Here is a 19,984-nt window from a genome sequence, read left to right as displayed (position 1 = left end):
GCGAGTTCGGCGGCTGGCGGGACGGAAGCGGCAAGTTCGCCCGTACCCGATGAGTTGCCCATGTGCATCACCAAATCAGTGGTCGACGTTCTACGCAAATCCGAACTCCGCGGTTCAGATGCCTCGGCGCCGATCCGCCTTCGCACGCATCTCTTCGGCTGCGGCTTCCATTTCCGGGGTGACGGTGAAATGGCCGCCCCACGCGTTGAGGTCGCCCTCGGCGTAGACCGGTTCGGGCAGGATCTGGCGCAGCAACGGGTCCGGCATGCCGCGACGCTTCCATTCGCGCGGGTAGCCGAGGGATACCTCTTCGAAGCGGACACCGTCGTAATGGGTGGTGCGGGGGATGTGGAGGTGGCCGTAGACCGAGCAGACCACGTTGTAGCTGGTGTGCCAGTCGGCGGTGAGGTCGGTGCCGCACCACAGGGAGAACTCGGGGTAGAAGAGGATGTCGGTGGGCTGGCGGACCAGCGGGAAGTGGTTGATCATCACCAGCGGGGTGTCCGGCGCGAGGGCGTCGAGGCGGCGCTGGGTGTACTGCACGCGGGCGTGGCACCAGGCGTCGCGGGTGAGGTACGGCTCCGGGTGGAGCAGGAATTCGTCGGTGGCGACCACATTGCGTTCCCGGGCCACCGCGAGCGCCTCGGCCTTGGTGTTGGTGCCGGCGGGCCGCCACGAGTAGTCGTAGAGCAGGAACATCGGGGCGAGCGTGACGCTGCCACCGAACTTCTCCGCGCCCGGCCCGTTCCACACCGGGAACGGATCCTCCGGGGTGAGGACATCGAGGTCACGGCACATCGCCACCAGGTAGTCGTAGCGGGCGGCGCCGTGCATCTGCACCGGGTCCTTGGGCGTGGTCCACAGTTCGTGGTTGCCCGGCACCCAGATCACCTTGGCGAAGCGGGCACGCAGCAACTCCAGCGCCCACCGCACCTCCTCGGCCTTCTCCCCCACGTCACCGGCGACGATCAGCCAGTCCTCCGGCGACTCGGGCCGGATCTGCTCGACGATCGGCTTGTTGCCCTGATGCCCCACGTGCACATCGCTGACCGCCCACAACTTCGGATTCACCTGTCCACAGTGACACATCGGCCCTCGACCGGCCCATCCCCGTCGGTCACAGGCGCCCGGGTTCTGCGGAAGACAGCCTGCCGGGGCCGCGCGCAGCGGTTAGGCTTTTCGCACATGGCGTTGTGCCACAAGAGCTTCGGGGGATCTGGTGTTGTTGGCAAAAGGGGGCAACTGTGTGCTGTCCGGCGGGCGTGTCGAGGTCCGGGTCGGTGTGGTCGACGGCCCACCGCCGCGCGTGCTCGCGGTAGGTCTCGACGTCAACGGTCGCCTGCGCGACGGTCGCGACCTGGTGGTTTCCGGCGCGGACCCGTCTGCTGACGGTGCCGTCGAAGTCACGGAGGAATCGGTGCGCATCGATCCCGCCCTGGTCGATCCCGGTATCGCGCGGGTCGTCGTGGCCGCGGCCACGGGCGGACAAGGGTTCGCGGGCACCGAGGTGCGCAGCGTCGTGCGCGGCGACGGCGAGGAGTTCGTCGCGGTGAGCAGCGGTTTCACAGCCGAGACGCTGGTCAGGACGGTGGAGCTCTACCGTCATCAGGGCCGGTGGAAACTTCGTCACCTCGGCGACGGCTATGCCGACGGGATCACCGGTCTCGCGCGCGACATCGGGCTCGAGCTACCACCGACGCCGCAGGCGAATCCGTTGACGCCGACGCCGCGGGCAGAGCCGATGCCGCCGAGACCGCAGGCCGAGCCGATGCCCCCGATGCCGCCCGTCCCGGCCGCTCGTGCATCGGCCGCCGCCGAGAAATCGACTCCGGCGATGCGGGTGATGGGTTTCGTGATCGGTGTCGCGATCATGGTGTTCTTCGGCGGCATCGCCTTCATGGGCATGAGCGAGGACGATTCCGGCGTCCGCTGCGGCACCGAGGTCATGGACGCCGACGACATCTGCGTCACCAACAACTCGGCCCGCCACAACCGCGACGAACAGGAAGACATCAACGAGCGAGGCGACATATTCGGCTTCCTCTGCTTGGTCCCGCTCGCGCTGGTCGGAGGCGCCATCGCCGTGGGCTCACTGATGAAAGACCCCGACTAGCTCTCGCGGCCCGCCGGTTCACCCGGCTGGACCGGTCAGGCCAGTAATTCGTCGACGAAGTCGAGCACACGATCACGCGATTCCACGACGATCTCCTCGTGGCCGCCCGGGTACTGGGCGAACTCCACGTCGGTACCCGCCGCCCGCATGCGCGACAGCAGTGCGAGGGTCATCGGCAGCGGGACGACCGTGTCGGTGGCACCGTGTGCGATGAGGATCGGCTGCCGGTAGCCGACGGTCGGCACCACCATGTAGTCGCGCAGGGCCGCGCCGATGCCGCCCTCGGTGATCGGCCGGGCCAGCAGCGACCCGAGCGAGGCGGTGCCCGCCGCACGGTCGAACTCGCGCACACAGCTCGTCGAGATCGCATCGACCACTTGGCGTCCGCGCTCGGTGAGCGCGCCGTTCACGTCGAGGTCCGGACGGGCGGCGCGCAGCCCGGCGAGCATCCCCGCGAACGGGCCGACCAGCCGGTCGACGACCGGAAGATTCGGGACGCCGGGGCGCAGCCGGGACAGGATCTCCTCGAAATGAGATTCCGGTGCCAAGGCCACGGTCCCACGGAAGTCGAGTTCGGGGGCGTAATCGGCGGCGAGGTTGCCGGTGGCCAGCGCGGCGTGCCCGCCCTGGGAACCACCTACCACAGCCCAGCTGCGCGACAGATCGGGCTCGGCCGCTTGTGCCGCGCGCACCAGGTCGATGGTCGCGGTCGCCTCGGTGCGGGTGTGCAGGTAGGGGTGAACGGTGTCCGCGCCGGCCGAAAGTCCCAGATAGTCCGGAGCGACCACGGCCCAGCCGCGGTCGAGGAACGCCTGCAGCAGCGAATGCTCGTGAGCCGCCTTGGACGTGGTGAGCCCGCAGTGCGGTGCGAGGCCACTGGTGCCGTGATCCCAGGCGACGACCGGATATCCGCCTTCCGGGGCAGGTGTGTTCGGAAGCAACAGCAGCCCTGCCGAATTCGTGGTGCCCCCGGTGACCGCCTCGGTGCTGTATTCGACGATCGAGGCCCGCGACCATTCGCCCCACCCGGCGGGCTGAGCGGTGTGCGCCACCAGCCGACCCGGTGTCTCGGGTGCCGCCTGTGCCGTCGCGGGCAGCCCGACGACCACCGCGACCAGTACGAAGACCCCAGCGAGGATCACCCGCCCGGCCTTCGAAATCCACTCGTGCACTCCGGTTTCGCCTCCCATGTCTGCTCGAAGTCGTCCACCCGACGGTAGGCCATCGGCGACGAACCGGCACTACCCGCATTTCCGCCGACGAACCGGATTCGACTCGAAACGTCGCGGCCCAGCTCGACTGATCGGACGGCTAGGCGGCTTCGCGTGGGAGTTCGGCGCCGACCTTGGCCCAGCGTCCGGACCGGGCACGGGCCACCACTGCGAGGAGGCGGGCAAGCATGAAGACGACCAAGCCGGTCCAGATTCCTGCGACGCCCCAGTCGAAGACCAGCGACAACCAGATCAGGGGCAGGAATCCGCCGAGTGCCGCCGCCAGGGTGGCGGTGCGCAGGAAGGCCGCGTCGCCGGCACCGAGGAGTACACCGTCGAGGCCGAAGACGACGCCCGCGACCGGGATCATGGCGACGAAGAACCACCAGATCACATGGGTGCGATCGAGCACTGCCGCGTCGTCGGTGAACAACAGTGGCAGCACGCCGGCACCGGCGGCGAAGATTCCGGCGAGGACCAGTCCGAATATCCCCGACCAGGTGGTGACGCGCCGGGCGATGCCCTTCGCACCCCGCGCGTTGCCCGCGCCGAGCGCCGCACCGACCAGGGTCTGGGCGGCGATGGCCAGCGAATCCAGCGTGAGTGCGAGGAAATTCCACAGTTGCAGCACCAGTTGATGGGCGGCGACCGAGGCTGCGCCGAAGCGGGCCGCGACGGCGGCGGCCGAGACGAAACACACCTGGAACGACAGACTACGCACGATGAGGTCGCGCCCGAGGACCAGTTGAGCGCGCATCACCGACGGGCGTGGTCGCAACGAAACCCGCTCCCGCAGCAGGGCGTAGCCGAACAGCACCCCCGACACCGTTTGGCCGACAAGGTTGGCCACCGCCGATCCGGCCAGCTCCATCCGTGGCGCGCCGAGTAACCCGTACACCAGCACCGGGCACAGCACCGCCGAAAGAGCCAGCCCGGCAACGACATACAGCAGTGGACGACGAACGTCCTGCACCCCACGCATCCACCCGTTGCCCGCCATGGACAGCAGGATCAACGGCACTCCGAAGAGCGCGATCCGCAACCAGGCGAGCGCTTCGTCGGCGATCTCCCCACCACCGGCGAGCACCGAACACAGTGGGCCCGCGAACAGTTGGATCACCGCGAGGATCACGATGCCGATCCCGAGGCCGACCCAACTGGCCTGCACACCCTCCTCGACCGCGCCCGCGCGGTCGCCCGCACCGTTGCGCCGAGCCGCCCGCGCCGTCGTCCCGTAGGACAGGAACGTCAACTGCGTGCTCATCGTCCCCAGAATCACCCCGCCGACGGCGAGCCCGGCCAAGGCCAGCGCCCCGAGCCGCCCGACTACGGCGATATCGAACAGCAGATACAGCGGCTCGGCCACGAGCACACCGAGCGTCGGCACCGCGATACCGAGAATCCGCCGGGGCCCGGCGTCTTCGATCATCGCGTCGTCGTTGGACACCGTCGACCCCACACCAACCTCCCACCACCCGCAACTGTTCCGCAGATACTGGCACAAGGCACCGACAAGATCGCCGCGCAGCTGATCGGCGAGATCACCGAATCCGATGAGGTACAGCCCTCGACGCGCAGGCAGTGCCGTACCGCCCATCTGCGCACCGGACCGCCCATCGGCGCGCATGGCCGAGGTCAGCGCGAGTAGCCACTCGCCAGCGCATATAGCCGTATCTCAGCGCACGTGGCCGTCTGATCCACATCACAAAGTCGAGCGCATCGATCACGACACCAGTGCGTCAGGAGAGCTCGTCCACCAGCGCGCGCACCACCGACTCGGCGCTCCCATAGGTCGTGTACCCGGCCGCGAACCGATGCCCGCCGCCACCGAAACGGCTCGCGATCGCCGCCACGTCGACGCCATCGGACACCCCGGGAGCCGAGTCGCGCGAACGCAACGACACCGTCCAGCGGTCGTTCTGCCCGCGCGCCTCCTTGAAAACCGCCGCGATACCCGCCTCGGCGGTGGTGCGGATGACGTCGATGACGCTTTCGACCTCCTCCGGCCCCACTTCATGGGTGTCGGCGGCCCGGACCAGTGCGTACACCAGGCCGACGCCCGCCGCACCGGGCACGACCACCGCCGAGGACAGCACCTTCGACAGCATCGGCAACCACGTAAAGGGGTGCGTATCGAGCAGCGAACGGGTGATTTCGGAACCGTCGATGCCCGTGGCGAGCAGCCGCTCGGCCAGGGCGTGACTGCCGGGCCGAGCCCAGCGGAACGAGCCGGTATCGGTGACCAGCCCCGCGAACAGACAGTGCGCGATGGCGGCGTCGATCGGCACACCCCACGCGTCGAGCAGGCGGGTGACCAGCTCGGTGGTCGAGGCCGCCGTCTCGTCGATCAGATCCACCGTGCCGAAACCGTCGTTGGCGCGGTGATGGTCGATCACCAGAGTCGTTGCCGCACCGGATAATCGGTCGGCGAGGGCGCCGAGTCTGCTGCGGGCGCCGCAGTCGACGACCACCAGCAGGTCCACCTCCTGCGGAACCTGCGCGGGCGCGACGAGATGCTGCCCGCCCGGCAGGGTACGCAGCGAGGCGGGCAGTTCGGCCGGTTCGGCGAACGACACGCACACGGGTACGCCGCGGCGGTCGAGAGCCAGCGCCAAGGCCAGCCCGCTACCGACCGTGTCGGCATCGGGCTGCACATGGCACAGGACGGTCACCGAACGGGCAGCCGCCAGCAACGCGACGGCGGCACCCAGTTCGGTCCCGTCCCGGACACTGGTCACGCGGGTGTCCTACTCGTCCTCGTCGTCGCGTTCGGACTTGTACGGATCGGCGTCACCGGCGTGCTTGGCGTTGGCGGCCACCTTGGCCACCTCGTCGTCGATGGCGCGAGCCCTGGCCAGCAGCTCTTCCATCTCGCGCGCCGCGTCGGGCACCTTGTCCAGGCTGAACGACAGGATCGGGGTGAACTTCACGCCCGTCCCCGCGCCGACCTTGGACCGCAGTACACCCTTGGCCGCGTCGAGACCGGCGGCGGCCGCCGGGTAATCGGGTTCGGCGTCGAGCGTCTCGCCCATCACCGTGTAGTAAATCGTCGCCTCGCGCAGGTCGCCGGTCACCTTGGCGTCGGTGACGGTGACGAACCGCAGCCGCGGATCCTTGATCTCGTACTCGATCGCGGTGGCCACGATCGCGGAAATCCGCTTGGCGAGTCGGCGAGCCCTGGCTTGATCCACCATGGGGACACTCCTCTCATAGGCAGGCACCGGGCTGTGACACCCGGGCCGCGCCTGTCAGTCTTCGGGTCCGAAGATCCGGCGGCGTACTGCCAGCAACTCTATCTCCGGACGCGCGGCAACGTGCCGCTCACATTTGTCGAGCACCTCGTTGAGATGTCCCGTTTCCGCACTGACCATGGCCACCCCGAGCAGCGCACGGCGGTGCAGGTCCTGATCACCGGCCTCGGCGGCATTCACGCCGAAGCGTTTCTGCAGCTCGGCGAGGATCGGCCGGATCACCGACCGCTTCTCCTTGAGCGAATGCACGTCACCGAGCAGTAGATCGAATTCGAGCGCACCGATGTACAGCGGTGCTCACCTCCTGGTAGATGGTTCGCACGCATGACCACACGCCGCACCCGAAAGCTCGGATGCGGCGTGTGGAACGGTGTGCGTTATCAGTCGCGCGGCTTCTCGCGCAGCTCGTACGCCTCGATGATGTCGCCTTCCTTGATGTCGCTGTAGGTCACGGTCATACCGCACTCGAAACCTTCGCGCACCTCGGTGGCGTCGTCCTTCTCCCGCTTGAGCGAGGAGATGGTCATCGTCTCGGCGATCACCCGGCCGTCGCGGATCAGGCGCGCCTTGGCGTTGCGCTTGACCGAACCACTGGTGACCATGCAACCGGCGATGTTGCCGATCTTGGACGAACGGAAGATCGCGCGGATCTCCGCCCGGCCGAGCTCGACCTCTTCGTAGATCGGCTTGAGCATGCCCTTGAGGGCCTTCTCGATCTCGTCGATCGCCTGGTAGATCACCGAGTAGTACCGGATGTCGACGCCCTCGCGGTTGGCCAGCTCGGTGGCCTTGCCCTCCGCACGGACGTTGAAGCCGATGATGATCGCGTTCGAGGCCGACGCCAGGTTGACGTTGGTCTCGGTGACGCCACCGACACCGCGGTCGATGACGCGCAGACGCACCTCGTCGTCGATCTCGATACCGAGCAGGGCCTCTTCGAGGGCCTCGACGGTACCGGAGTTGTCGCCCTTGAGGATCAGGTTGAGCTCCGAAGTCTCCTTCAGTGCGGCATCCAGATCTTCCAGGCTGATCCGCTTGCGGCTGCGTGCGGCGAGCGCGTTGCGCTTGCGTGCGTTGCGGCGGTCGGCGATCTGACGGGCGATGCGGTCTTCCTCGACCACGATCAGGTTGTCACCGGCGCCGGGCACCGAGGTGAAACCGATGACCTGCACCGGGCGCGACGGGAGCGCCGCGTGGACGTCCTCGCCGTGCTCGTCGACCATGCGGCGCACGCGACCGTAGGCGTCGCCCGCCACGATCGAGTCGCCGACACGCAGGGTGCCGCGCTGGATGAGCACGGTGGCCACCGGGCCACGGCCGCGGTCGAGGTGCGCCTCGATGGCGACACCCTGGGCGTCCATGTCCGGGTTGGCCCGCAGGTCGAGCGAGGCATCCGCGGTCAGCAGCACCGCTTCGAGCAGTGCGTCGATGTTGGTGCCCTGCTTGGCCGAGATGTCGACGAACATGGTGTCGCCACCGTATTCCTCGGTCACCAGGCCGTATTCGGTCAGCTGCTGCCGGATCTTGTCCGGGTTCGCGCCTTCCTTGTCGATCTTGTTGACCGCCACGACGATCGGCACGTCGGCCGCCTGGGCGTGGTTGATCGCTTCCACCGTCTGCGGCATGACGCCGTCGTCGGCCGCGACCACCAGGATCGCGATGTCGGTGGCCTTCGCACCACGGGCGCGCATGGCGGTGAACGCCTCGTGACCCGGGGTGTCGATGAAGGTGATCAGGCGCTCTTCTTCGTTCAGGTTCGTCAGCACCTGGTAGGCACCGATGTGCTGGGTGATGCCACCGGCCTCGCCCTCACGGACGTTGGCCTTACGGATCGTGTCCAGCAGTCGGGTCTTACCGTGGTCGACGTGACCCATCACGGTCACCACCGGCGGACGCTGCTCGAGGTCTTCCTCGGTGCCTGCGTCCTCGCCGTAGGTGAGGTCGAACGAGGAGAGGAGCTCGCGGTCCTCGTCCTCGGGGCTGACCACGTGGACGACGTAGTTCATCTCGCTGCCGAGCAGCTCGAGGGTCTCGTCGTTCACCGACTGGGTAGCGGTGACCATCTCGCCGAGGTTGAACAGGGCCTGCACGAGAGCGGCCGGGTTCGCGTCGATCTTCTCGGCGAAGTCCGACAGCGAGGCGCCACGGGCGAGACGGATGATCTCGCCGTTGCCACGGGGCAGACGCACGCCGCCGACGGCGGGAGCCTGCATGTTCTCGTACTCGGCGCGCTTCGCCCGCTTCGACTTACGGCCACGGCGAACCGCGCCACCGGGACGACCGAAGGCACCTGCGGCACCACCACGGCCACCGGGACCACCGGGACGACCGCCGCCGCCACCGGGGCGACCACGGAAACCACCGGCCGCGGGTGCACCGGCACCGGGAGCGCCGGGGGCACCGCCACCGCCACCGCGGTAGCCGCCACCGCCGCCACCACCGGGACGGCCTGCGCCGCCACCGGGGGCGCCGCCGGGACGACCCGGACGGCCACCGGCCGCGGGGCCGGGACGTGCGGAACGAGCGGGCATGGCGCCGGGGTTCGGACGCGGCGGCATCGAGCCCGGGTTGGGGCGCGGACCACCGGGACGCGGGGCACCGCCCTGCGCGGCGGCCGGACGCGGACCACCCTGGCCCTGACCGGGGCGGGGACCGCCCTGACCGGGAGCCGGACGCGGGCCACCCTGGCCGGGAGCCGGACGGGGACCGCCCTGACCCGGCGTCGGGCGAGGACCGCCCTGCGGGGCGGGGCGCGGCGCCGGACGCTCACGATCGGGAGCGGAGCTGAACGGGTTGTTGCCGACCCGCGGGGTCTTCGGGCCGGGCTTCGGGCCGGGACCGGCCGGACGCGGGGCCTGAGCACCCGGTGCGGGGGTACCGGGACGCGGCTGCTGCGGCGCCTGGCCGGCCTGAGCCGGACGCTGGGCGCCGGGGGTCGGACGCGGGCCCGGAGCCGGTGCGTTGGCCGGCTTGGCCGGTGCGCTCTGCGCGGCGGCGGGCGTCGGCTTGGCGGCCGGAGCCGGCTTCACCTCGGGCGCCGGAGCCGGAGCGGGTGCGGGAGTCGCGGCGGCGGCGGGCGCCGGAGCCGGACGCGGGCCCGGACGGGGACCACCGGGGGTGGGCTTGGCGGCCGGACGGGCCGCCGACGACGGACCCGGACGGGCCGCCGGCTTCGCGTCGGCCGCCGGAGCGGACTTCGACGCGAGTGATTCGCGCAGACGACGTGCGACGGGTGCTTCCACCGTCGAGGACGCCGACTTCACGAACTCGCCTTGCTCCTTGAGCTTCGCGAGTAGTTCCTTGCTTGTGACACCGAGTTCCTTAGCCAACTCGTGCACGCGGGCCTTGCCTGCCACTGCTCTCCTCACTGAGAGGTCGAGCAGTGACGCCGCCTAGGTAAGGCGGGCCCGCACGACCTCGGGTTATCTCCGATGGACGTTCATCGTTGGTGCTTCACGGTGTGCTCATGAGTGCTCGTGCCTGTTCTCGAGGTACTGCTCCAGGGCTGAGATATCCAGATTTCCGGACACTCGTAGGGCTCTGCCGAATGCTCGGCGCCGCTCTGCGGAACGCAGACAAGCTGAGACGGGGTGCAACCAGGCACCCCGTCCGGGAAGTCTGCGCCGCGGGTCGGGAACGATGACCACGGGGGCGGCGGCAGTAGCACTGCCCGCCTCCCTTGGCTGCGTCACGATCCGCAACAGGTCGGCAGACGGCTCGCGCTGACGGCATCCGATACAGGTTCGAACGGATTGCGCGGGCCGGTCCTTCACCCACTCTACCGGTGACCCGGTCATAACGACGAACCCCTCCCCTTCCGAAGTTATAAACCTGTCATCCGATGGCCGATATTCCGACGTGTCCGCGTCAACTACGGTGCGCCTGCGGCCGTGCCGAGTCGTCGGTCTCCGGCGCGGCGTCGCTGCGGATATCGATGCGCCAGCCCGTCAGGCGGGCAGCCAGGCGGGCATTCTGCCCCTCCTTGCCGATGGCGAGGGAGAGCTGGAAATCGGGCACGATCACCCGCGCGGCGCGAGCCTCGGGATCGACGACAGTGACCGAAACCACTTTCGACGGCGACAGCGCATTACCGACGAAGGTCGCCGGATCCTCGGCGTAATCGATGATGTCGATCTTCTCGCCCGCCAGCTCGCTCATGACGTTGCGTACGCGCTGCCCCATCGGGCCGATACAGGCGCCCTTGGCGTTCACGCCGGGAACGGTCGAACGAACCGCGATCTTGGAGCGGTGTCCCGACTCACGGGCCACCGCGACGATCTCGACGGAACCGTCGGCGATCTCGGGCACCTCCAGCGAGAACAGCCGCCGCACCAGGTTGGGGTGGGTGCGCGAGAGCTGGATCTGCGGACCACGCGCTCCGCGCGACACACCGTAGACGTAGCACTTGATGCGGTCGCCGTGCTCGTAGGTCTCACCGGGCACCTGCTCGGCGGGCGGGATCAGGCCCTCGGCGCCGTTGGCCTCGCTGCCGATGCGCACCACGACGATGCCGCGTGCGTTGGCCCTGGCGTCGCGCTGGACGACGCCGCCGACGATGTCGCCCTCGTGGGTGGAGAACTCGCCGAAGGACTTCTCGTTCTCGGCGTCACGCAACCGCTGCAGCACCACCTGGCGGGCGGTGGTTGCGGCGATGCGGCCGAAACCCTCAGGGGTGTCGTCCCATTCGGAGACGAGGTTGCCGTCGGCGTCGAGTTCGCGCGCCATCACCCGGACCACGCCGGTCTTCTGGTTGATGTCGATGTAGGCGTTGGGCTGGTGCCCCTCGGTGTGCCGGTAGGCGGTGAGCAGCGCCGACTCGATCGCCGAGATCACGGTCTCGATCGGGATGCCCTTGTCGGCGACGATCGCGCGCAAGGCTTCGATTTCGATGTTCATTCCGCAACCCCTTCGGTGGGAGTGTCACTGTGTTGGCCTGCTGCGGCGAGGTCGGCGGGTTCGTCGCCCGGGACGGGGCGGCCCGCGGCGATTCCACCGGCGAGTTCGAGTTCGGCGGCGCCGGGTGCGTTGAATTCGACCTGGACGACCGCGGTGGCGATGTCGGCGAGGGGCACATGCACCCGGTGCGGCTTGTTCCTGCCGCCGAGCACGAGCGCGATGGTGCCGTCGTCGGCGAGCTGACCGACGCGGGCCTCGAAAGTCTTCTTGCCCTCGACGGGTTCGGCGCCGGCGACAAGGGCGATCTTCACCTTGCGGCCCTGGGCGCGGCGCCAGTGCCGGTCGGTGGTCAACGGCCGGTCGACGCCGGGGGTCGTCACTTCGAGCAGGTAGGCGGATTCGCCGAAATCACCTGCCGCGTCGAGCGACTCGGACATCTCGCGGCTCAGCTCGGCGATGGCGTCGAGGTCGGCGGGACCGTCGCTGTCCACGGTGACCTTCACCCGAACCGGAGCCAGTTCGTCCTTGCCCGCGGCCGCGATCGCGACGCCCTCGAGGTCGAAACCCCGGCGTGCGACGAGCTCAGCGACGAGCTGGCTCACCCTTTCCTCGGTGGGCATCGGCATATGGGCGGCTCCTGGTTCAGTTGTGACGCGATCGGAAATTTCTACGCCGAAGGTCTAGCGTAACGCGCCACGAGAGTGTAAAGGACCAGCCACCGGGCGGTGCGCACCGGTCCGTGTCGGCGTGCCCGGCGCGATCGCCGCGTGGGGAACCGTCGCCGCGGGATCTGGCACGATGGTCCACGTGCATCACCGCCATACCGTCCCGCCGAGTGCCGGGCGACCTTCCGGCATGCGCCACGACCACCGCGATTCCCACCCGCCGACCAGCGGCTTCGCGCGTGAAGTCGTGCGGTCGGCCTTCGCGACGACTGCCGAATTCGCCGTCGCGCCGAGCACCCCCGCCGCCGTTCGGACTCCCCGGCATCTCCCATCGCCGACCACCGACGTCGTGCCGCACGCGAAGTCGGCACAGCACGCTGCCCAGCGCCTGCAGTCGCCGACCACCAACATCGCCGTGCCGCACCCGAAGTCGCCGGAGTGCGCTGCTGTATCGGCGGCCGGGCAGCTGGAATCGACGGAGTCCTCGCCCGTACCGACCGTCGTGCGCACCTGGCGGCGGCGGACGATATTGAGGCTGGCAGGCGCAGGCGCTGTCGCGGTGCCCGCGGTCGCCGTCCTGACATCGTGCGCCGAGGACGATTCTGTGCACGCACCGGATCCCCTTGCCGCACACGAGGTTCTGGCTCGCGCCGATGCCGCCGCCGCGACGGCCGCGATCGCGCTCGCGCCGCAGGCGCAGGCCGCGCTGACGACCGTCGCCACCGAACGCACCGCCCACGCCGATGCCTTACGCGCCGAGATCGACCGGGTGATCGGGGTCTACGGCGACGGAACCACTCCTGTGCACCGCACCGGCGTCGTCACTGTGCCGGGTTCCGACGGCGCACCGGTGCCCGCCGCGGATCTGGTCTCGGCGGCGCAGCAGCCGATCAGCGTCGAACAGTTGCGTGCCCGGTTGCTGCATTCCCAGCAGGCCGCGGCGAACCTGGCCCGCACCGAATCCGGTTACCGCGCAGGGCTGCTGGCCTCGATCAGCGCGGCCTGTGCCACCGAGGCGGGAGTCCTGCTGTCATGACCGGTCAACGTGAAGCGCTGCAACGCGCCCTCGACACCGAGTACGCGGCGGTGTACTCCTACGGCCTGATCGCCGCCTACGCCAACAGTGATCGGTCGCGCCTGGTCGCGGAGTTCAGTGCCGCGCACCGCGCCCGCCGGGACGCGACGATCGAACTGCTCGAAGCCGGTGGCTCCGCACCCGAGGCACCCGACGCCGCCTACAACCCGCCGTTCCCGGTCGACAACCCGATCCCGGCCGCGCACCTCGCCGTAGCGGTCGAATCCGACTGCGCCGCAGCGTGGTACGCCGTGGTCGAACAGGCGACCGATCCCGCCGTCCGTGCGAGCGCCGTCGAAGCGCTCACCGAAGCAGCGGTGCGCCGCGCCCGATGGCAGGCGATCCTCGGCACGAACCCGGTCACCGTCAGCTTCCCGGGACGGACATAGCCCGAAGGCCCACCGGGTCACGCGGGCTTCCGTACTGGAATACCGCCCGCGCACATCAACCCGTCGCGGACGGAAGCGATTCCGCCCGCCCGGCAACGCCATGCCCTCCCGTTGGCAGTGCTGGCGGGCGACGAGCCATCGAGGGAGCCTCGATGGCCGCCCCGTGTGACACAGCGACGGTCCGGCCCGCTGAACAGGCCGGACCGTCGCTGTCGACTACGGACGCATCGCGTACACGCCGTCGTAGGACTCCACCTGCTGCCACACCCGGTCGAACCGTTCGGCGTCGGCGATCGGCGTGCGCAGGGCGGCGATGGCCCAGTTCCGCTGTGCGTCGGTGACCGACGGCTTGCCGAGCAGCGCGGTGGCCTGGGTGTTGAAGTCGCGGATCTGGAAGTCGAAGATCTGGTCGAGCACGTCGCGGTCGAGGCCGGTGAGTTCGGCCTGCTCGAGGATCAGCTGACCGTAGACCACCGTGGAGAACAGATGGCCGATGGTGAGCATGAAGTCCAGGTCCTTCTGCTGCGCCTCGTCCGGTGCGGCGGTGAGCAGCAGCTCACGCAGCGCTTTGGCCTGCTCGTAGAAGCGGCCCACGTTCGGCACGTCGGCGGCCGCCTCGTAGGCCGGGGTCCAGTCGGCGAAGCGCACCTTGCCCGCGCCGCGCGCCGGGCCCTGCTTCCAGAAGAACTCCTCGTCGCCCGCCTCGAGCCGGGTGGGAACCGCCGGGTACTCGGCCGGGTTGAGCAGGTAGTTCGGCATGAACTTGAGGATCTGGCCCACGTTCACGTGCACCGTGCCCTCGAGCCGGGGCAGGTGGTTGATGTAGCGCGAGGCCTCGTGGAAGTAGGTGTTCTTCTCGAAACCCTTGGCCGCCAGCACATCGAGCAGCAGGGTCATGGCGACCTCGCCCTCGGAGGTGACCTTGGACTTGGTCATCGGGTTGAACAGCAGGTAGCGGCGGTCCTCGAGGGAGGCGCTGCGGAAGTAGTCGACGGCCCGGTCGCTGAACAGCTTCATCGCGATCAGGCGGGCGTAGGCGTCGACGAAATTGCCGCGCACGTGGGCGAAGTCGGTGACCGGCTTGCCGTAGAGGATGCGGTTGTTGGAGTGGGTGATGGCCTCGAAGAACGAGTGCTCCACCATGCCGATGCTGCCGTGGCACAGGTTGAACTTGCCGACGTTGACGGTGTTGAGCGCGGCCGAGAACCCTTCGGGGCCTTCGTGCAGCACGTCGGCGGCGGTCACCGGGTAGTTCTCCAGCCGGAAGTGGCTCACATACATCTGACCGTGGATGACGCTCTCGACCAGGTGGTAGTTGTCGTGGCGGGAGTCGGCGGCGAACCAGACGTAGCCGTCGGCGCCCTCGATGTCGGCGCGGCGGGAGAACACCGAGACCATCGAGGCGACGTTGCCGTTGCCGATGTAGTACTTCTCGCCGTTGGCGCGGAACAGGATTCCCGCTTCGGCATCGGCGCTGCCCGGCTCGGTGGGGGTCAGGACGAGGTCGGTGTTGTAGATGTCGGCGCCGTGGTCACGCTCCGACAGCGCGAATGCCATGACCTGACCGTCGGCGAGGTCGGCGGCAGCCTTGCGCTTGGCGATCTCGTTGTCGCTCTGCCAGATCGGGCCGAGGCCGAGAATCGTCACCTGCTCGGCGTACCAGTAGGCCAGCCCGTAGAAGCCGAAGATCTCCGACAGCGCCGCATTGCGCGCGGCGTCCCAGCGCTTGTTCGGGTCACCGTCGGCGTAGGCGGCCGGGGTCAGGAAGGTGGCGAACAGCTTCTCCTTCGCCACGAAGTCCAGGAAGTCCTGCACCCACAGCGCGTCCCGGTCGTCGGCCAGCAACTGCGCCTTGCCCTTGGACTCGAACCACTCGATGGTGGCTTTCAGCAGCCGCCGCGTCTCCGCATCGAAGTGCTGCGGGTCGTAGGTGGCGGGGTTGAACAACAGGCTGGGCGAACTCGTCATACCCGTCAACTTATCAGCGCCCCACCCCCGACTACGCCGTCTACCTGCAGGTTTCCCCTACGTAAGCGTAAGTTCGGCGGATACGACGATCGCGCTGCCCCGCCGGTCGGCGGGACAGCGCGATCGAGGCGAACCGATCAGCCGCGCACGCGCGCGGTGACCGCGCTGACGGCGTCTTCGGCCGGGATCTCCTCGGCTTCGCCGGTCAGCCGGTTGCGGAGTTCGACCTTGCCTTCGGCCCAGCCCCGGCCGATGACCAGGATCCAGGGCATGCCGAGGAGTTCGGCGTCCTTGAACTTCACGCCGGGAGAGGCGGTGCGGTCGTCGAAGAGGACCTCGAGGCCTTCGGCGTTCAACCCGGCGACCACGTGTTCGGCGCCGTCGCGGGCGGCGGCGTCCTTGTTGGCGATCACCACGTGCACGTCGAAGGGGGCGACTTCGGCGGGCCAGCGCAGGCCCTTCTCGTCGTGCTGCTGTTCGGCGATCACCGCGACCATGCGGGAGATGCCGATGCCGTAGGAACCCATGGTGAGGCGCACGGGCTTGCCGTTCTCGCCGAGCACGTCCACATCGAAGGCGTCGGTGTACTTGCGGCCGAGCTGGAAGATGTGGCCGATCTCGATGCCACGGGCCGACACCAGCGGACCTGCGCCGTCGGGCGAGGGGTCGCCGTCGCGGACCTCGGCGGCCTCGATGGTGCCGTCGGGGGTGAAGTCACGTCCGGCGACGAGGCCGACGACGTGCTTGCCCTGCTGGTCGGCGCCGGTGATCCAGGAGGTGCCGTCGACGACGCGGGGGTCGACGAGGTAGCGAACACCGTTGGCCTGCAGACCCTTCGGGCCGATGTAGCCCTTCACCAGGAACGGGTTGGCGGTGAAGTCCGCCTCGGTGAGCAGTTCCACCGTCGCGGGTTCGACCGCGGCCTCGAGACGCTTGTCGTCGACCTCGCGGTCGCCGGGGATGCCGATGCCGACGATCTCGGTCTTGCCGTCGGGGTGGCGCAGTTTCACCATCACGTTCTTCAACGTGTCGGCGGCGGTGACGGCGCGGTCGAGCACCTTCGCCTCGTTGGCCCAGTCGACCAGGGTGGCGATGGTCGGCGTGTTCGGGGTCTCGTGTTCGACGGCGGCGGGCAGGCCGTCGATCGGCAGCGGCGCGGGCGCGGAGGTGACCACGGCTTCCACGTTGGCGGCGTATCCGGACTCCACGCAGCGCACGTAGGTGTCCTCGCCCACGGGGCTCTCGGCGAGGAATTCCTCCGACGCGCTACCGCCCATGGCGCCGGAGGTGGCGGCCACGATCACGTACTTCACGCCGAGGCGGTCGAAGATGCGCTGGTAGGCGGCGCGGTGGGTGGCGTAGCTGGCGGCCAGACCGTCGTCGTCGAGGTCGAAGGAGTAGGAGTCCTTCATGATGAACTCGCGGCCACGCAGAATGCCCGCGCGGGGACGTTCCTCGTCGCGGTACTTGGCCTGGATCTGGTACAGCGTGACCGGCAGGTCCTTGTAGGAGTTGTACTCACCCTTCACGGTGAGCGCGAACAGCTCTTCGTGGGTGGGGCCGAGCAGGTAGTCACCGCCCTTGCGGTCCTGCAGGCGGAACAGGGCGTCACCGTATTCGGTCCACCGTTTGGTGGTCTCGTAGGGCTCGCGCGGCAGCAGCGCGGGCAGGGAGATCTCCTGGGCGCCGGTGGCGTCCATCTCCTGGCGCACGACGTCCTCGATCTTGCGCAGCGTGCGCAGACCCAGCGGCAACCACGAGTACACGCCCGGGGCGACGCGGCGGACGTAGCCGGCACGCACCAGCAGTTTGTGGCTCGGCACCTCGGCGTCGGCGGGATCGTCTCGCAGGGTGCGCAGGAACAGGCGGGAGAGGCGGGTGATCACGGATGCACAGGGTAGTCCCTGGTCCGGCGGGGCCGACAGCCGATTACCACCTGAACCCGCGCGGGCGGCCCCTCGCCGGTCCGCCGCGGAAATCGCATATCAGGTTACCCATCGAAGTGGCCCGCCAACCAGCAGATAACAAAGCGATAACGGAACCGGGTTCGGCAAATATCGAAGCATTAGATTTTTCACAGACACGAATTTCCCGACGACAAAAGAAGATTCGGTAACCTGCACATTCTGCGGCGCTACCCCTGCGAGAGGCCGACCATGCCGGACACGATTTCCCTGCCTAAGCGCTGTACAGCAGTGTTCGCCGGTGCCGCGCTCGCGGCGGCGGTGCTCGCCGGGTGCACGAAGACCGAGACCACCGAGAGCGGCCAACTCCTGCAGTCGCTGAAGGACAAGGGCACCATCACCGTGGGTTTCGCGGGTGAGGCGCCGTATTCGTTCGAGGAGGGCGGCCAGCTCACCGGCGCGACCGTGGCCCTGCACAAGGAGATCTTCGCCAACCTCGGCATCAAGACCGTCGACGGTGTGCAGACCGAGTTCGGCGCCCTCATCCCAGGCCTGCAGGCCAACCGATTCGACGCGGTGAGCGCCGGAATGTCGATCTTGCCCAAACGGTGCGAACAGGCCGCATTCAGCGAACCGGAATTCATGTACACCACCGCGCTGATGGTGAAAAAGGGAAATCCGATGAATCTCAGCGATATGCAGTCGATCAAATCCAGCGGGGCGAAGATGGCCGCGATGACGGGTGCCATCGAATCCGATTACGCCGCGTCGCTCGGCATCGACGCCACCCAGGTGGCCACCCCGCAGGACGGCATGGACGCGGTCACCTCGGGCCGCGCCGACGTGTTCGCGCTCACCGCGATCTCGCTGAACTGGCTGAAGAGCCACACTCCCGACGCGCCGGTCGATGTGACGCCATCGTTCGTGGCGGTCATCGACGGCAAGCCGCAGGTCGGTGCGGGCGGCACGGTCTTCCGCACCACCGATCCGGACCTGCTCGCCGCCTACAACGCCGAACTCGCCAAGATCACCAGCGACAAGGACAAGTACTTGTCCATCGTCGGCAAGTTCGGCTTCACCGAACGTGAACTGCCCGACCCGAAGTACACGACGGCAAAACTCTGCAAGGGCGAGATCTGACCGGCTCGTGAGCAAGCTCGACGCGGTACGCGATGCCCTCCCCGCGCTGTGGGACGGCATCGTCGTCACGCTGGAACTGACCATCGGCGGTGCGCTGCTCGCATTCGTCCTCGCCTTGGCGCTCGGTACGGCCGCGCGCTTCCGCTCGCTCGCGGTGCGTGGCAGCGCCCGGGTTCTGATCGAATTCTTCCGTGGTACTTCGCTGTTGGTGCAGATCTTCTGGCTGTTCTATGTGCTGCCGCTGCTCGGCTACAAGCTCGACCCGGTGTTCTGCGGCATCCTCGCGCTCGGCCTCAACTACGGCGCCTACGGTGCCGAGGTGGTGCGCGGCGCGCTGAACGCGGTGCCGCGCGCCCAGTTCGAGGCAGCGGTGGCGCTGAATTTCAGTCCATGGCAACGAATGCGGCGGGTGCTGTTCCCGCAGGCGTGGGCGCTCATGCTGCCCTCGCTGACCAATCTGCTCGTGCACCTGCTCAAGGGCACCGCGCTGGCCTCGTACATCACCCTGCACGATCTGACCTACGAGATCGGCCAGCTGCGCAAGACCACCAGCGACACCCTGTTCTCGTTCGGGGTGGGCCTGGTGATCTATTTCGTCCTCGCCTACCTGCTGACCCTCGGCATGAACCTCCTGGAAACCCGTGCCAAGACCAAGCTCGGCCGAGGTGCGTCGCTGAAGGAAGTGCTGCGGCTCGCCCCTGACGACGCGAAGGTGACCGCATGAACGCCCAATGGAGCTGGGAGCGCGCCCGCGACGCCCTGCCGGTGCTGTGGGACGGCTTCCAGATCACCCTGCTCGCCACCGTGCTCGGCTTCGCGCTCGCCGCCGTGCTCGGGCTGGTGATCGCGATCATCCGCCAGTCGATGCCGCGCTGGATCGCCGCACCCGTCCACGCGGTGAGCGAGTTCGTGCGGCTCACCCCGCTGGTCGTGCAGTTGCTGTTCGCCTACACCCTGCTCACCCAGTTCTCGGCTTTGCAGATCGGCATCACCGTGCTCGGTATCCATTACTCGAGTTATCTCGCCGAGGTGTACCGGGCCGGGATCGAGGCGGTACCGAAGGGGCAGTGGGAGGCGGCGCGCGCGTTGTCGCTGCCGCCGACACGCACCTGGCGGGCGGTGGTGCTGCCACAGGCGATCCGCGCGTCGTTGCCGGCACTCGGCACCAACGCGGTGTCGATGTTCAAGGACACCCCGTTCCTGTTCGCCATCTCGGTGGTCGAACTGGTCACCGCCGCACAGCAATTCGGGGCACGCAACTTCGCCTACCTGGAGGCGATCACCCTGGCGGGCGTGTTCTTCCTCGTCGCCAGCTACCCGACCTCCGTGCTGATCAGAAGACTGGAGAAGCGACTTGCCTACTACTGACGAG

General features: G+C 68.5%; 18 protein-coding genes. 6 read left to right on the top strand and 12 right to left on the bottom strand.

All coding sequences use genetic code 11. From position 1 onward, the window contains the following. Positions 1-114 precede the first annotated feature (114 nt). Positions 115-1,071, bottom strand: a complete 957-nt coding sequence (locus AB0F86_RS01505; RefSeq protein WP_356983921.1) for a metallophosphoesterase — start codon at positions 1,069-1,071, stop codon at positions 115-117. A gap of 151 nt (positions 1,072-1,222) precedes the next feature. On the opposite strand from AB0F86_RS01505, the gene AB0F86_RS01500 reads away from it, so the two are divergent. After that, positions 1,223-2,113 (top strand): TerD family protein, encoded by an 891-nt coding sequence (locus tag AB0F86_RS01500; RefSeq protein WP_356983920.1) that lies wholly within the window; start codon positions 1,223-1,225, stop codon positions 2,111-2,113. A gap of 35 nt (positions 2,114-2,148) precedes the next feature. On the opposite strand, the gene AB0F86_RS01495 is transcribed toward AB0F86_RS01500, so the two are convergent. The 9 genes from AB0F86_RS01495 to rimP form a co-directional block, all read right to left on the bottom strand. Next, positions 2,149-3,303: a lipase family protein gene (locus AB0F86_RS01495; protein ID WP_356983918.1), complete on the bottom strand. Its 1,155-nt coding sequence runs from the start codon at positions 3,301-3,303 to the stop codon at positions 2,149-2,151. Positions 3,304-3,424: 121 nt separating this feature from the next. Beyond that, positions 3,425-4,753 (bottom strand): MATE family efflux transporter, encoded by a 1,329-nt coding sequence (locus tag AB0F86_RS01490; protein WP_356984381.1) that lies wholly within the window; start codon positions 4,751-4,753, stop codon positions 3,425-3,427. Between the two features lie 310 nt (positions 4,754-5,063). Further along, positions 5,064-6,062, bottom strand: coding sequence for a bifunctional oligoribonuclease/PAP phosphatase NrnA (locus AB0F86_RS01485; protein WP_356983917.1), 999 nt, complete (start codon positions 6,060-6,062; stop codon positions 5,064-5,066). A 9-nt stretch (positions 6,063-6,071) separates the two neighbouring features. Then, entirely contained in the window at positions 6,072-6,518 is a 447-nt protein-coding gene (rbfA, locus tag AB0F86_RS01480) for a 30S ribosome-binding factor RbfA (protein WP_181696888.1), read from the bottom strand. 54 nt (positions 6,519-6,572) lie between these two features. Continuing rightward, complete coding sequence (locus AB0F86_RS01475; protein ID WP_071929201.1) at positions 6,573-6,866, bottom strand: DUF503 domain-containing protein; 294 nt, start codon at positions 6,864-6,866, stop codon at positions 6,573-6,575. Between the two features lie 89 nt (positions 6,867-6,955). Then, positions 6,956-9,931, bottom strand: a complete 2,976-nt coding sequence (gene infB, locus AB0F86_RS01470; protein WP_356983915.1) for a translation initiation factor IF-2 — start codon at positions 9,929-9,931, stop codon at positions 6,956-6,958. A gap of 108 nt (positions 9,932-10,039) precedes the next feature. After that, on the bottom strand, positions 10,040-10,372 hold the full coding sequence (locus AB0F86_RS01465; RefSeq protein WP_084456574.1) for a YlxR family protein: 333 nt from the start codon (positions 10,370-10,372) through the stop codon (positions 10,040-10,042). Between the two features lie 70 nt (positions 10,373-10,442). After that, positions 10,443-11,471: a transcription termination factor NusA gene (gene nusA / locus AB0F86_RS01460; RefSeq protein WP_181696886.1), complete on the bottom strand. Its 1,029-nt coding sequence runs from the start codon at positions 11,469-11,471 to the stop codon at positions 10,443-10,445. Beyond that, positions 11,468-12,097 carry a ribosome maturation factor RimP gene (gene rimP / locus AB0F86_RS01455; protein WP_225280425.1) on the bottom strand — a complete coding sequence of 210 codons (630 nt, stop codon included), beginning with the start codon at positions 12,095-12,097 and terminating at the stop codon, positions 11,468-11,470. Before rimP ends, nusA begins: the two co-directional genes overlap by 4 nt. Before the next feature lie 172 nt (positions 12,098-12,269). Here rimP and AB0F86_RS01450 point away from each other — a divergent pair, with 172 nt between their 5' ends. After that, positions 12,270-13,172: a hypothetical protein gene (locus tag AB0F86_RS01450; protein ID WP_356983913.1), complete on the top strand. Its 903-nt coding sequence runs from the start codon at positions 12,270-12,272 to the stop codon at positions 13,170-13,172. Then, positions 13,169-13,600 carry a ferritin-like domain-containing protein gene (locus AB0F86_RS01445; protein WP_356983911.1) on the top strand — a complete coding sequence of 144 codons (432 nt, stop codon included), beginning with the start codon at positions 13,169-13,171 and terminating at the stop codon, positions 13,598-13,600. The genes AB0F86_RS01450 and AB0F86_RS01445 overlap by 4 nt, the downstream gene beginning before the upstream one ends. Positions 13,601-13,816: 216 nt before the next feature. Here the strand turns inward: AB0F86_RS01445 and AB0F86_RS01440 are convergent, their stop codons facing one another. Next, positions 13,817-15,568 carry an acyl-CoA dehydrogenase family protein gene (locus tag AB0F86_RS01440; RefSeq protein WP_356983910.1) on the bottom strand — a complete coding sequence of 584 codons (1,752 nt, stop codon included), beginning with the start codon at positions 15,566-15,568 and terminating at the stop codon, positions 13,817-13,819. A gap of 137 nt (positions 15,569-15,705) precedes the next feature. Then, entirely contained in the window at positions 15,706-17,454 is a 1,749-nt protein-coding gene (locus tag AB0F86_RS01435) for a proline--tRNA ligase (RefSeq protein WP_356983908.1), read from the bottom strand. A 270-nt stretch (positions 17,455-17,724) separates the two neighbouring features. Here AB0F86_RS01435 and ehuB point away from each other — a divergent pair, with 270 nt between their 5' ends. Genes ehuB through ehuD form a run of 3 tightly spaced genes read left to right on the top strand, consistent with a single transcriptional unit; the run spans position 17,725 to position 19,980 of the window. Beyond that, complete coding sequence (gene ehuB, locus AB0F86_RS01430; RefSeq protein ID WP_356983906.1) at positions 17,725-18,612, top strand: ectoine/hydroxyectoine ABC transporter substrate-binding protein EhuB; 888 nt, start codon at positions 17,725-17,727, stop codon at positions 18,610-18,612. 7 nt (positions 18,613-18,619) lie between these two features. Next, a complete protein-coding gene (gene ehuC / locus AB0F86_RS01425) occupies positions 18,620-19,336 on the top strand; it encodes an ectoine/hydroxyectoine ABC transporter permease subunit EhuC (RefSeq protein ID WP_181696880.1) in 717 nt (238 codons plus the stop codon). Continuing rightward, positions 19,333-19,980, top strand: a complete 648-nt coding sequence (gene ehuD, locus AB0F86_RS01420; RefSeq protein WP_181696879.1) for an ectoine/hydroxyectoine ABC transporter permease subunit EhuD — start codon at positions 19,333-19,335, stop codon at positions 19,978-19,980. Before ehuC ends, ehuD begins: the two co-directional genes overlap by 4 nt. The last annotated feature ends 4 nt before the right edge of the window (positions 19,981-19,984 follow it).

Origin of the sequence: Nocardia sp. NPDC023733 (assembly GCF_040639775.1) — a bacterium.
Classification (GTDB): Bacteria; Actinomycetota; Actinomycetes; order Mycobacteriales; family Mycobacteriaceae; genus Nocardia; species Nocardia rosealba.
The sequence above is the reverse complement of the archived record's forward strand: the minus strand, read 5'-3'. Positions and strand labels throughout refer to the sequence as shown.